Raw genomic sequence first — 13508 nt, 5'->3', positions numbered from 1 at the left:
CGGGACAGGTACTTGTCTGAGGAGCTGACGTGTGGCTAGTGTAGCGCCGTGATCTTCCGCGGGCTCCTTCTTCTCGGCTGCCGCGGCGGGGCCTGAAGTGACCGGCACCCCGCCGCGGGGTGCCGTGCTGCCGGTCTTCCCACGACCGAGCCCAGGAGCAGACTCCGTGACCACGCCCACGTACGGCACCCACTCCGCGTACGGCACCCGTCCCACGTACGACTGGAATCCGCAGCGCCCCAGTCCCATGCCGCACCACCGCTACCGGCCCCACCAGCGGCGCGTCGACGTCCCCGCCCTGGAGCGGAGCTGGCCGAGTGCCCGGATCGAGCGGGCGCCGCTGTGGGTGCCCGTCGACCTGCGGGACGGGAACCAGGCGCTCGCCGAGCCCATGGACACCGACCGCAAGCGGCGCTTCTTCGACCTGCTGGTGTCGATGGGGTTCAAGGAGATCGAGGTCGGCTATCCGTCGGCCAGCAGGACGGACTTCGAGTTCGTCCGGCACCTCGCGGAGCTGAGCGCGCGCGGCGGTGGCGAGCTGCCCGACGACGTGACCGTCGTCGTGTTCACGCCCGCCAGGCCCGAGCTGATCGACCGCACCTTCGAGTCGATCGAGGGGCTGCCGCGGGCCGTCGTGCACCTGTACATCCCCACCTCGCCCGTCTGGCGCGACGTCGTCCTCGGGCGGTCGCGCGACGAGGTGTACGGCGTCGTGAAGGAGGCCGCCGCGCACATGGCGCGGCTCGCCGACGCGCGGCCGCACGCCGACATCCGCTTCCAGTTCGCGCCGGAGACCTTCAACCTCACCGAGCCCGATTTCGTCCTCGAGGTCTGCGACGGCCTCACCGAGCTGTGGGACGCGAGCCCCGACCGGCCCGTCACGCACAACCTGCCGGCGACCGTGGAGATCGCGACCCCGAACGTGTACGCCGACCAGATCGAGTACATGCACCGGCACCTGGCGCGCCGCGACTCCGTCATCCTCTCCGTCCACCCGCACAACGACCGCGGCACCGGCGTCGCCTGCGCCGAGCTCGCCATCCTCGCCGGGGCGCAGCGCGTCGAGGGCTGCCTCTTCGGCAACGGGGAGCGGACCGGCAACGTCGACCTGGTCACCCTCGCCCTGAACCTCTACGCCCAGGGCGTCGACCCCATGGTCGACTTCTCCGACATCGACGCCGTCCGCGACGTCGTCGAGCACTGCAACCGGCTGCCCGTGCACCCCCGCCACCCCTACGCGGGCGACCTCGTGCACACCGCGTTCTCCGGCACCCACCAGGACGCCATCAGCAAGGGGTTCGCCGAACACGCCCGGCGGGCCGCCGAGTTGGGCGTGCCGGAGCGCGAGGCGCCGTGGGACGTCCCGTATCTGCCCATCGACCCCGCCGACATCGGCCGCACCTACGAGGCCGTCATCCGCGTCAACTCCCAGTCGGGCAAGGGCGGCATGGCGTACCTGCTGCAGACCCGGCACGGCCTCGACCTGCCGCAGGCCATGCGGCCCGACTTCTCGCGCGTCGTGCAGGAGGCCACCGACGACAGCGGGCAGGAGGCGACGGCGAAGGAGCTGTACGAGCTGTTCCGCGCGACCTATGTCGCGCCGGGCCTCGACGGCGAGGTGGCGCTGAGCTCGTGGACCACCGACCGGGCACCGGACGGCGCGCACCGGTTCGTCTGCACCCTCCAAGTGGGGGAGCGCGCCGGTGACTTCGAGGGCGCGGGCAACGGTCCGCTGTCCGCCTTCGTCGACGCGCTGGCCGCCGCCGGAATCACCGTCGGCATCCTCGACTACGCCGAGCACGCCGTCACGGAGGGCGGGGGCAGCGAGGCCGTCGCGTATGTGCGGTGCCGGATCGGGGGCGTCGAGTGCTGGGGCGCGGGCCTGGACACGTCGGTCCTGACCGCTTCCGTGCAGGCCGTGCTCGCCGCCGTGAACCGGGCGGGGGCGGCGCGGTGACCGCACCGGTTCCTGTCCTGCGCGCGGACGGCGTCACCGTGGTCCGTGAAGGGCGGCCCATCCTCGACGAGGTCGGCCTCACCGTCCGCCCCGGCGAGCACTGGGCGCTGCTCGGCCCCAACGGCGCGGGCAAGTCGACCCTGCTCAGCCTCTGCGGCGCCGTCACCCACCCCACGCACGGCACGGTCGAGGTGCTCGGCCGCCGCCTCGGCAGCGTCGACCTGCGCGAGCTGCGGGCGTACGTCGGTCATGTGAACCCGCGCCACCCGCTGCGCTCACCGCTGCCGGTGCGCGACGTCGTCCTGACCGGGCTCACCAACAGCATCGAGCCCGTGCCCCGCCGGCGCCCCACGCCGGAGCAGGAGGAACAGGCCGACCACCTGATCGAGCTGCTGGGTCTCGCCCACCGTGCGGACGCGCGCTGGCCCACGCTGTCCCAGGGGGAGCGCGGCCGCACGCTGATCGCGCGCTCCCTGATGCCGAGGCCCCGCCTCGTCCTGCTCGACGAGCCGGCCACGGGCCTCGACCTCGCCGGGCGCGAGCGTCTCCTCGACAGCCTGGACACCCTGCGCGAGGCCCACCCGGAACTGGCGACCGTGCTGGTCACGCACCACCTGGAGGAGCTGCCCGCAGGGACGACGCACGCGCTGCTCCTGCGCGACGGCCGCGCGCTCGCCTCCGGCACAGTCGACGACGTACTCACGAGCGACCAGGTCGGCAAGTGCTTCGACCATCCGGTGCGGCTGGAGCGCACGGACGGCCGCTGGAGCGTGCGCACGCGCCGCTGAGGTCGGGAGGACGTGAGGGGGCCCGGCGCATCAGATGCGCCGGGCCCCCTCCGCTGTCCTGCCTATACCGGCCGGACTACTTGTTCAGGCTCGCCCAGAACTCGTCGAACGAGAGACGCTTGTCCGCGTTGGTGTCCTTCGTGCCGATCACGGCCTCGGCCACCGTCTCGGTCACGTAGAAGTCGCCCATCTTGGCCATGGCGCTCTTCCACTCGGCCGCCGTTATGAAGCCGTCGCCGTCCGCGTCGAACTGCTCGAACGTCTTGCGCGCTTCCTCGATGTCCGCCACCGGATCCACCCCTTCTTGGTGCACTACTGACGGGGGTCAGGGTAACGGCCGCCCCCAGGACCGGATGACAAGGAGTACCTTCATGGCCAGCGCTTCCGACGCCCTCGGGGACATCCTCGACGCGGCGGCCCGCGGCAGCTTCCCGCCGCCGGACGGCACCGTCACCGTCGTGCCGCAGCCGGGCCACCGCGACGCGGGCGTGATCGCCTTCACGGCGCACTCCGTCGTCTTCACGGACGAGGACCCGCGGTGGGTGCGGGACACGCTCGCCTCGCTCGACTGCGACCCGCTGGCCGTCACCATGAGCGCCCGGTTCCACAGCGCCTTCCTCGACCGCACGGGACGGCTGACGGACACCATCGACCTGCTGACCGTCGCCGCCGTCCTGCCCGGCGCGCCCGACCCGCGCCTGGGGCTGCGCGAGCTCGACGACCGGGACCACCCCCGTGTCGCCCGGGCCCGCAAGCACCGCGACGACGTGCGGGTGTGGTCGGCCGCGGCCGGCGGTGTGCTGGTCATCGGGCGGGGCGTCGCGGGGCGGTGGGAGACGGCGGTCGAGGTCGAGGAGGGCGCACGCCACCGGGGGCTCGGCCGCGCCCTCGCGGGTGCGGCCCGGCATCTCGTACCGGAAGGGGACGTGGTGTGGGCGCAGCAGACGCCGGGCAACGCCCGGAGCGTGCGGGCCTTCCAGGCGGCCGGGTACCGGCCGGTGGGATCGGAGGCGCTGTTCTTCGCGGGGTGAGCCGCCGTCGTTCTCGAAATGAGACCTTTGCTCGTTTCTTGTTCACGAACTGAGATCCGTGTCCGCGTCCTGCGCGGGACGGGTGAGGTAGAACGTCACCGAGGGGGCCGTGTGTCCCCGTGAGGGGGACGTGGTGGAGAAGTTCGTGGGCAGGGCCCCTGACCTGGGCCGCCTCGAAGCGCTTCTGGAGAGCAAGGGCGCGGTCGTCGATGTGGTGGGGGAGCCGGGGATCGGCAAGAGCAGGCTGCTGATCGAGTTCGCGGCGCGGGCCCGCGCCCGGGGCGTGACCGTGCTGCGGGGGCGGGCGTCGGAGCGGGCGCGGACACGCCCCCTGCGGCCCTTCACCGATGCCTTCGCCGAACTCGACCCGCGGGCCCTGCGGGCGTTCCCCTCGCTGGCGGGGCTGCCCGCGGCCGTGCGGGGCGACGAGCCCCTGGCCGCGGACGGCGGGGACCTCTTCGGCCTGTGCCGGGCCACGGCCGAGGCCCTCGGCGGACTGACCGGGCCCGGGCTCGTCGTCGTCCTCGACGACATGCACTGGGCGGACGAGGCGTCCCTCGAACTCCTCGACCATCTCGTACGCCACCCCGTCCGCGCCCCCTTCCTGCTCGCCGTCGCCCGGCGCGAGCGGCAGTCGCCCGCCGCGCTCGGCGCCGCGCTCACCCGTGGGCTCGACACCGGCGCCGTGCTGCGGATCGCCCTCGGCCCGCTCGGCATGCGGGAGCTGACCGAGGGGCTCACCGCTGCCGCCGGCCTGCCGCGCGAGCGGGTCCAGGAGATGTACGCGGCGAGCGAAGGCAACCCCCTGTACTTCCTCGCCCTCCTCCGAGGGCGCCCCGCCCCGCTGCCGCTCGACGAACTGGCCGCGCTGGCCCCGCTGGAACGTGCCGCGACCGAGGCCGTCGCGGTGCTCGGCGACCACGCGACCACGGACCTCGTCGGCGCCGTCACCGGCGCCGACCGCCCCGAACTCGTCGCGGCCCTGAGCCGGCTGTTACGACGCGACCTGCTCAGACCGCACCCCGACGGATGCCGCCTCGTGTTCCGCCACCCGCTCCTGCGGGCCCGGACGCAGGAGACCGTCGACCCCTGGCGGCGCCACGAGCTGCACCGCGCGGCCGCCGCCGAACTCACCCGGGCCGGCGCGCCCCTCGCCGACCGCGCCCACCACATCGAACAGTCCCTCACCGGCTGGGACCCCGAGGCGGCCGCGGTCCTGACGGAGGCCGCGGAGAAGGCGGCCGCCACCGCCCCCGCGGTCTGCGCCCGGCTCCTGGGAGCCGTCCTGCGCGTCCTGCCCGACGACACCGAACACCTCGACGCACGCCGCGAGTTGACCCTCCGGCGCGCGACCGCGCTCGGCATGACCGGCGCGGTGAAGGAGAGCAGGGACCTGCTGCACCGGCTGGTCGGCATGTGCGGCCCGGACCCCTCGGGCGGGGACCCGCTGCGTACGGCCGCGGCACAGGACGCGCGGCGTACGTCCGAGGCCACGGACGCACTGCGCGCGGCCGCCGTCGTGCAGTGCGCCTTCATGGAGCGCCACCTGGGGCGGTACGCGGCGGCGGGCGCGCTCCTCCGGCGCGAACTGGACCGGCGCCCAGGGCCCCCGCCGGCCCAGCGCACCGGCCTCGTCGTCGAGTGGGGCATCAGCGCCCTGTTCGCCACCCGCTACCCCGAAGTGCGCGACGAGCTCACGAGGACCCTCGCCGACGCCCGGGCGCGCGGCGACGAACTCGGCGCCGTGGAGGCCCTCACGGTGGCCGCGCTCGGGGAGGTGTACGAGGGGAACACCGCGACGGCCCGCCACCACGCCGCCGAGGCCGCCGCCATCGCCGACGTGACCACCGACGCCGACCTCGCCGGGCGGTGCGAGTCGCTGGTGCGGCTCGCCTGGAGCGAGGTGTTCCTCGACGACTGCGCCGCCGCCCTGCGCCACGCGGAACGCGGCGTCGACATCGCCCGGCGCACCGGACTCCCCTTCGCGCTGGCGCAGCTGCTGCTCTGCGGGGCGTACGTCCGCTGCACGGCGGGCCGGGTGACCGAGGCGCTGGAGTGGGCCGACGAGTCCGTGGCGGTCGCCCGGGCCCTCGGCGGCACCGAACTCCTCGGCTTCGGCCGCGCCCTGCGCGCCCTGATCCTCATGCAGACGCGCCCGGCGGGCGACCCGGAGGTGCTGGCCGCGGCCGAGGAGGCGGCCGCCACCGTGGGCACGGTGGACGGCTGGTCGGCGACGGTGTCCCGGTGCCTGCTCGCGTACGCCGCGCTGGGCGCGGGCGACCCGTACCGCGTGCGGGACGTCCTGCTGGACGCCGGCGGCGGCCGCGACCTGCCCCTCGTCCAGCCCTCCATCCGCCCCGCCTTCCTCGAACTGCTCGTCATTTCGGCGCTGGACACGGGGGACGCCGCCGACGCGGAGCGATGGGCGGCACGCGCGCTCCAGGAGGCGGACCGCCTCGGCCTGCCCGTCCAGCGGGGCGCCGCGCTGCGGAGCGCCGGGCTCGTCGCGGCCCGGCGCGGTGAACAGGACGCCGCGGCACGGGCGTTCACCGAGGCGGCGCGGGAGAGCGCGCGGGCCGGGGCGGCGCTCGCCGAGGCGCGGAGCCTGCTGCTCGGCGCGCCCTTCGTGGCGGCGGCGGGCGAAGGGTCCCGGGCCGCGGCGATGGCACGCCGGGGGCGGCGCCTCGCGGAGGAGGGCGGCGCGCTGCTGCTCCTCGACGGGGCGGGGCTCGCGGGGCAGCGGCCCGCTTGCGTACGGCCGGTCTGCGGGCGGGCCTCGGGGGTGCCTGACGCCCCCCGGCCACCGAGGAACTCACCCTCTCCGGAGGCCCCCCAGGAGCTGAGGACCTCGCAGTCACCGAAGGCGCCCCAGCCCCCGGCGGCCCCCGCGCCACACCCCGCGCCGTCCGAACCGTTCGCCGCCCTGACCCCGCGCGAGCGGGAGATCTCCGCGCTGGTCGCCGAGGGGCTCACCAACCAGGCCGTCGCCGCCAGGCTCTGCCTCAGCACGCGCACCGTCGAGAGCCACGTCGGCCGCATCTACCGCAAGACGGGCGTGGCCTCACGCGCGGCCCTGGCCTCCCTGGTGGCCCGTGGCTCCGGCGGCCGCGCTCAGTTCTCGCGCGGGTAGGGGACCGGGCCGCCGCCCGCACCGGCCAGCAGGTCGCACTCCTGCGCGAGGGCAGCCAGCGTGCCGTCGGGGTCGGGGCGTTCGCGTACGGCGGCGCCCACGCGCCGGGCGCGGTCCGCCGCCTCCTGCCTGCCGAGCACGAACTCCAGGCGGGCGGCGAGGAGTTCGGTGGGGTGCAGGTCGGCGAGTCCCGGTCCGCCGCAGGCGCGCAGCGCCTCGATCGCCAGTTCCGCATGGCCGAGGGCCGTTTCGAAGGCGCGTACGTTGGCGGCGTACCGCTCGGGAGTTCCCTGGCCTGCGAGCGGCGGTCCGTCGGCGTGCTCCAGGGCGAGGCGGCCCAACTGTGCGTGGGTGCGGCCGAGTTCGACGAGCAGTTCGGTGCGCTCCGGGTCCTGGTCCGCCTGCTCCGCGCAGTGCCGGTTGGTCTCCAGGGCCTCGGTCATGACGGCCTCGGCCTCGGCGGGGCCCTGTGCGGCCAGCGTCTCCCAGGCGCGGGCCCGCATCGCGCGCACCAGGGCGCCGTGCTCCCCGAGGGAACGCCACAGCTCCTCGGCGCGCCGGTAGGCCCGCCCGGCCTCCGCGGGCAGACCGGCCCGGCCCAGCGCCTGTGCGGCCTGCTGGGCCAGGGACGCCTCGTGGTGTCCGTCGGACCCGTCCCGCGCGGAGTCGGCCGCGAGTGTGAACTGCTCGCCGGCCAGGCGGTGTTCGCCGGTGCCGAGATAGCTGCGGGCGAGCCAGGTGTGGGCCTGCGTACGGTCGTGCGGGGCGTGGCCGTCGTGACCGTCGCCGAGGTCGGGCAGCACCGCTTCCAGAACGGCCGCCGCCTCCTCGTGGCGGCCCGCCTCGCAGTAGAGCCCGCCGAGCCGCAGCCGGGCCTGCGCACCGATGCGGGCGCTCTCCCCGGCCAGGTCGGCGAAGTGCGCGGCGTCGATCAGGAGCCGTTCCGCCTGCGCGCCGAGCCCGGCTCCGGCTCCGTCATCGGGGTGCGGCAGGTTCTGCGCGAGGGTGAGACAGAGACGGGCCCGGTCGCGCGGGGCGAGGCGTCCGGAGTGCGGGGACCCGGGAAGAGCGCTCTCAGAAGCCGCGGGCGGGAGTCCGCTCGGGGGGTCCTTCGGCCGCAGTCCGAGCGGCAGAGCGGCGTCGAGCAGGGGGCGGGCGGCCATGCGGGACCGTGCGCGTTCGGAGACCGCCGTGGTGCCGTTGCGCCGGTCGAAGCGGTCCGCGAGGTCCAGGGCCGTGTCCCGGGCGTGGTCGAGGAGGGACGCCGCGGTCCACGTGCCGCCGAGCGGCCCCGGCACCGGCCGGTCGCCCTGGCCGAGCTCCACCACGCGGCGCAGCAGCAGGGCGGCGCCCACCAGCCACTCCACGTGGGCCGACGGATCGCCCGTCTCCGCCCAGCGCCGGCTCTGCTCGGCGAGGATGCGCAGGCCGCGCGGCTCGTTGCCGGTGAGAGCGCAGAACTCCACGTGCAGGCCGACGACGGGACCGCACGCCTCATCGGAGCGCACCATCCGATAGCCGCGCAGATGGTGGGTGCGCGCCTGGTCCGTGCGGCCGACGCGCACCAGGGGGAGCAGCGACCGGGCGAGGGTCTCGTGCGGCTCGCGGTGGCAGCTGTGCGTGCCGCCCAGGACGGGCTCCCAGCACTCCAGAGCCGCCCGGTCGTCGCCGCGGTCCAGCTGCCGGAGGCCCTCCGTGGCGTACTCGCAGGCGAGGCAGTCGGCCATGGCGTCGCGTGCGGCCGCGGTCCACGCCGCGTACGCGCGGGTGGCGCGCGCCGTGTCGCCCAGGTGCCGGGCGAGCCTGAACTCGGCGCCGTGCACCGGCCGTTCGGAGTACCCGGCGGCGCGGTAGCGGTGCCGCATCCGGTCCAGCCATCCCTCGACCCCGGCGAGCGGCACGTCGGGCCGCTGCCGCGCGTCGGTCACCACCCACTTGAACATCCAGTGCAGCCGGCGGACGTCGTCCTCGCCGAAGTCCGCCGGGTCCTCGTCGTACATCCGCAGCAGCCGCGTGAACGGCGCGGCCGTCCGGTCGCACGCGCCGCCGAAGCTGTACGAGTGGACGAGGAGGGACAGGGCCGCCACGAGCAGCGGCCGGTCGCCGGTTGCTTCGGCTTCCTCTGCGAGCGCCTCGGCGCGGGTGTCGCGCGCCCTGCCGTACGGCTCGGCGTCGAGCCGGCGGATGTCGGCCAGGATCTCGCGGCGGGGGCGGGCGGGTGCCGGGGCTCCCCGGGAGACGGAGCGGTTCCTGGTCGCGTCCAGCGGGCCCATGTGTGTTCCTAGGTCGGGGTGCGGTCGAGGTGCGGTCGGCGCGAGGGCGGAAGCGGCGTGGCGGCTCGGGGGCCGGTGCTTCATGGATGCGCGTACATCGTGACCGAGCCTGTCAAAACACCCCGGCCCCCGGCATCCGTAGAACTACGCAATCCGCTACGCAAACCGCCGCCCTACGTCCGCGCCCCGATCCCCACACCCGAACCCCGTGCGTGAGCCGCCGCGCCGACCGGGCAAGCTGGTGGGAGCCGATCTGGGGAGTATTCCGTTGCACCGCGCCGACCCGCACCGACGCCGGTCCGTCCGCCTGGCCATCGCCGCCCTCGCCGCGTTCTCGCTCGCCGGGTGTACGGCGGTGGGCGAGGCGGGCGGCGACAAGCCCGGCGGGGACGAGCCCGGCGGCCGGGCCGGGCTCGCGCGGTTCTACGCGCAGGAGCTGAAGTGGAAGGCGTGCGGTGAGCTCAGCTGCGCGCGGCTCACCGTCCCGATGGACTACGCGCGGCCGGGGAACGGCAAGACGTTCGTCCTGCCGGTGGCCAAGGCGGCGACCGCCGATCCGGACCGGCGCCTCGGCTCGCTCGTCTACAACCCCGGCGGTCCCGGCGCCTCCGGCGTGAGCGACATGAAGGCGGACGGCAGCGACTCGTTCAGCGCCCGGGTGCGGGCGCGTTTCGACATCGTCTCCTTCGACCCGAGGGGCGTCGGGGGCAGCGATCCGGCGGTGAAGTGCGCGGCGACGGACGAGGCGGAGGACGACCTTCCGGAACCGGTCGCTCCGCGCAGCGGCGCCGACCGGGCCCGGGCCCTCGCGGGCGCCGACGAACAGGCCGCCGCGTGCGCGAAGGGCAGCCGCGGCATCCTGCCCCGCGTCGGCACCGCGGACGCGGCCCGCGACCTGGACGTCCTGCGGGCCGCCCTCGGCGACCGGAAGCTGACCTACCTCGGCTGGTCGTACGGCACGAGCCTCGGCACGTCGTACGCCGAACAGTTCCCGGAGCGCGTGCGCGCCCTGGCGCTCGACGGCGCCGTGGACCCGGCGCTGGACTGGCGGCAGCGTGCGCTCAGCCAGGGGAAGGGGTTCCGCAGGGCCGTCGACGACTACGCCGAGTACTGCGCCGACATCGTGGGCGACAGCTGCCCCGGCTCGACCCCGGAGGAGATAGGGGAGCTGATCGACGGGTTGTACGAGCGGGCGGCGCGCGAGCCGCTGCCGGTCACCGACGAGGACGCGTACGACGTCGACGCGAGGACGCTGCTCGACGTGGTCACGGCCGCGATGTACAGCCCGGAGGACGACTGGGAAGGCCTGTCGGACGCGCTGAGCGCGGCGGATGAGGGGGACGCGACCGCGCTCGCCGAACTGGCCGATGCCGAGGAGCCGGCCGCGGGGAGCCGCCGTGCCCGCGGCGCGGAGAACGACGACGATGCCATCGTCGCCGTCAGCTGCCTCGACGTGCCGCACCCGCACACCCCGGGTCCCTACTGGAGCGCCCTCGACGCCGCCGAGAAGGCCGCGGGCGTCTACGGCACGTCCAGCGTCGTCGACGAACTCACCTGCAAGGACTGGCCCGCCGGCACCCAGCGCCCCCACCGCGTCGAGGCCGACGGCGTGCCCCCGGTCTTGGTGGTCGGCACGACGGGCGACCCCGCCACTCCGTACGAGGAGGCCGAGAGCCTCGCCGGACAGTTCCCCGGCGGCATGCTCCTGACGTACGAGGGCGTGGGCCACACCGCGTACGGCCGCAGCAACTCCTGCGTCACGGACGCCGTCGACGACTACCTCATCGGCCTCGAACCGGTCCGCTCGGGCACCACCTGCTGACCGTCGGCCCGCGACCCGGCCTCACGCCCGCGACCAGACCGCCGTGTCCCGCGGCAACCGCCCCCTCGGGGACAAGGGGCCGCTGGCCAGCACCAGTTCGGAGTCCGCGGGCAGCTCCACGTCGTCCGGGCCGAAGTTGACCAGACAGATCCAGGCCGTGCCGTCCCGCTCGCAGGTGCGCGCGAAGGACAGCACCCCGGGTTCGTCGGCGCGCAGCCGGCGCAGCGGGCCCGCGTCGCCGAAGGAACGGCGCAGGCGCAGGGCCGTGCGGTAGAGGGAGAGCATCGAGTCCGGGTCGGCGGCCTGCCGCTCGGCCGCGTACCCGGCCCAGTCCGGCGGCACCGGCAGCCAGCTCCGGCGCGGGGCGTCCTCCCAGGGGAGCGGGACCCGGCAGCCGTCCCTGCCCGGATCGAGGCCGCCCGAGCGGGCGTGCATCGGATCCTGGATGCGGTCCCGGGGGATGTCCGCCTCCGGCAGCCCCAGCTCCTCGCCCTGGTAGAGGTAGACCGAGCCGGGCAGGGCCAGGGTGAGCAGGGCGGCGGCGCGGGCCCGGCGGGTGCCGAGTGCCAGGTCGGTGGGGACGCCGAAGCGTTTGCGGGCGAAGGCGAAGCCGGTGTCGCCGGACCGGCCGTATCGGGTGACCGTGCGGGTCACGTCGTGGTTGGCGAGGACCCAGGTGGCGGGCGCGCCGACCGGGGCGTGGGTGGACAGGGTCAGGTCGATCGACTCCCACAGCTGCGCCGGGTCCCAGGGCCGGGACAAGAAGTCGAAGTTGAACGCGGTGTGCAGCTCGTCCGGGCGCAGGTAGCGGGCGAACCGCTCCGCGTCCGGCAGCCAGAGCTCGCCGATCAGCGCCGCGCCGTACTCGTCGGCGATGCGCCGCCAGGAGCGGTAGATGTCGTGCAGTTCCGGCTGGTCGTGGAAGGGGTGCGGGCGGGCGGGGTCCATCGGGGGCAGCCCGTCGGCCTTGGCGAGCAGCGCCGCCGAGTCGATGCGCACGCCCGCCGCGCCGCGCTCGAACCAGAAGCGCAGCACGTCCTCGTGTTCCCCGCGGACCTCCGGGTGGGCCCAGTTGAGGTCGGGCTGTTCGGGGGCGAAGAGGTGGAGGTACCACTCGCCGTCCTCCGTCCGGGACCACGGCACCCCGCCGAACTCGCCCACCCAGTCGTTGGGCGGCTCCGGCGAGTGGGGGCGGAAGTGGAACCGTTCCCGCTCGGGTGAGCCGGGCCCCGCCGCCAGCGCCGCCTTGAACCACTCGTGCTGGTCGGAGACGTGGTTCGGCACGATGTCCACGATGCAGCGCAGCCCGAGGTCACCGGCCTCGGCGATCAGCCGCTCGGCCTCCCGGAGGCTGCCGAACGCCGGGTCGATGGTGCGGTAGTCGGCGACGTCGTAGCCGCCGTCGGCGAGCGGCGAGAGGTACCACGGGGTGAACCAGAGGGCGTCCACGCCGAGGTCGGCCAAGTAGGGCAGCCGGGCCCGGACACCGGCCAGATCACCGGTGCCGTCGCCGTTCCCGTCCGCGAAGGACCGGACGTACACCTGATAGATGGCAGCGCTGCGCCACCACTCCGTGCTGGGCAAGAGGGGGTCCTTTCGTTCAAGAGGCGGGCTCTGCGGGCTCAGCCCTTGAGACCGCCCGCGCCGAGCCCGGCGACGATGTGGCGCTGGAAGACCAGGAACAGGGCGATGAGCGGGAGGGAGGCCATGACGAGCCCGGCGACCAGGCTGTTGAGCGGGGTGTCCTGGGCGACGCGCTGGAGGAACACGCTCAGCGGCTGCCGCGCCGGGTCGGGCAGGACGAGCAGCGGCCAGAGGAAGTCCTTCCAGGCCGTGACGACGGAGAGGATGGAGACCACGGCGAGGATCGGCCGGGCCAGCGGCAGCACCACACGCCACAGGGTCGTCAGCGGCCCGGCGCCGTCCATCTTCGCCGCGTCGAGGAGTTCGTCGGGGATCCGGTCGAAGAAGTTCTTCAGGATGTAGATGTTGAAGGCGTTGGCGGCGGCCGGCAGCCAGACCGCGCTGGGGCTGTTGATCAGATTGCGGTTGACGAGGGGGACGTCGACGACGGTGAGGTAGACCGGCACGAGCAGGGCGGTGGCGGGCATCATCAAGGTCACGAGCATCAGGGCGAGCACCACGTTCCCGAACCGCGGGCGCAGTTTCGACAAGGCGTACGCGGCGGGCACCTGCACGGCGAGCTGCACCAGCCAGGCACCGCCGGCCAGGACGACCGTGTTCAGGAAGTACCGGGCCAGGTCCATCTCCCGCCACGCCTTCGCGTAGTTCTCGGGGTGCCAGGTCTCCGGTACGTACGTGGGCGGGCTCTGCGCCAGCTCCGCGGAGGACTTCATGGCGCCGGTCGCCGCCCAGTACAGCGGCACGACGAAGGCCACCGTGAACAGCGCCAGTGCGACGGCGAGCGCCGACCAGTAGATCGCCCTTCCCTTGCGGGTCCTGAGGGCGGCGGGGCGCACGAGGGTGCGCGTCGAGGCGGACAATCC

General features: G+C 74.7%; 9 protein-coding genes. 5 read left to right on the top strand and 4 right to left on the bottom strand.

Annotated features, from left to right (window positions below; translation table 11 throughout):
• The first annotated feature begins 247 nt into the window (after positions 1-247).
• Complete coding sequence (gene leuA / locus ACH4D5_RS31475) at positions 248-1957, top strand: 2-isopropylmalate synthase (RefSeq protein ID WP_398309042.1); 1710 nt, start codon at positions 248-250, stop codon at positions 1955-1957.
• Positions 1954-2745, top strand: coding sequence for an ABC transporter ATP-binding protein (locus ACH4D5_RS31470; RefSeq protein WP_398308943.1), 792 nt, complete (start codon positions 1954-1956; stop codon positions 2743-2745). The genes leuA and ACH4D5_RS31470 overlap by 4 nt, the downstream gene beginning before the upstream one ends.
• A 76-nt stretch (positions 2746-2821) precedes the next feature.
• On the opposite strand, the gene ACH4D5_RS31465 is transcribed toward ACH4D5_RS31470, so the two are convergent.
• The gene (locus tag ACH4D5_RS31465; protein ID WP_398308940.1) at positions 2822-3034 is read right to left on the bottom strand and encodes an EF-hand domain-containing protein; all 213 of its coding nucleotides are present in this window, start codon (positions 3032-3034) and stop codon (positions 2822-2824) included.
• Between the two features lie 82 nt (positions 3035-3116).
• On the opposite strand from ACH4D5_RS31465, the gene ACH4D5_RS31460 reads away from it, so the two are divergent.
• The gene (locus ACH4D5_RS31460) at positions 3117-3776 is read left to right on the top strand and encodes a GNAT family N-acetyltransferase (protein WP_398308937.1); all 660 of its coding nucleotides are present in this window, start codon (positions 3117-3119) and stop codon (positions 3774-3776) included.
• Between the two features lie 133 nt (positions 3777-3909).
• A complete protein-coding gene (locus ACH4D5_RS31455; RefSeq protein WP_398308934.1) occupies positions 3910-6906 on the top strand; it encodes an AAA family ATPase in 2997 nt (998 codons plus the stop codon).
• Here the strand turns inward: ACH4D5_RS31455 and ACH4D5_RS31450 are convergent.
• Positions 6888-9179, bottom strand: coding sequence for a tetratricopeptide repeat protein (locus ACH4D5_RS31450; protein ID WP_398308931.1), 2292 nt, complete (start codon positions 9177-9179; stop codon positions 6888-6890). The two genes, ACH4D5_RS31455 and ACH4D5_RS31450, sit on opposite strands and share 19 nt — an antisense overlap.
• A gap of 208 nt (positions 9180-9387) precedes the next feature.
• On the opposite strand from ACH4D5_RS31450, the gene ACH4D5_RS31445 reads away from it, so the two are divergent.
• On the top strand, positions 9388-11001 hold the full coding sequence (locus tag ACH4D5_RS31445) for an alpha/beta hydrolase (RefSeq protein ID WP_398308928.1): 1614 nt from the start codon (positions 9388-9390) through the stop codon (positions 10999-11001).
• A 21-nt stretch (positions 11002-11022) separates the two neighbouring features.
• Here ACH4D5_RS31445 and ACH4D5_RS31440 read toward each other — a convergent pair whose 3' ends face one another.
• Positions 11023-12585 (bottom strand): alpha-amylase family glycosyl hydrolase, encoded by a 1563-nt coding sequence (locus ACH4D5_RS31440; RefSeq protein ID WP_398308925.1) that lies wholly within the window; start codon positions 12583-12585, stop codon positions 11023-11025.
• 38 nt (positions 12586-12623) lie between these two features.
• Positions 12624-13505 carry a carbohydrate ABC transporter permease gene (locus ACH4D5_RS31435; protein WP_398308923.1) on the bottom strand — a complete coding sequence of 294 codons (882 nt, stop codon included), beginning with the start codon at positions 13503-13505 and terminating at the stop codon, positions 12624-12626.
• Positions 13506-13508 lie beyond the last annotated feature (3 nt).

The organism is Streptomyces sp. NPDC018029 (genome assembly GCF_044327655.1).
Taxonomy (GTDB): Bacteria; Actinomycetota; Actinomycetes; order Streptomycetales; family Streptomycetaceae; genus Streptomyces.
Note: the sequence above shows the minus strand (reverse complement) of the source record. Positions and strands in the feature narration are given on the sequence as shown.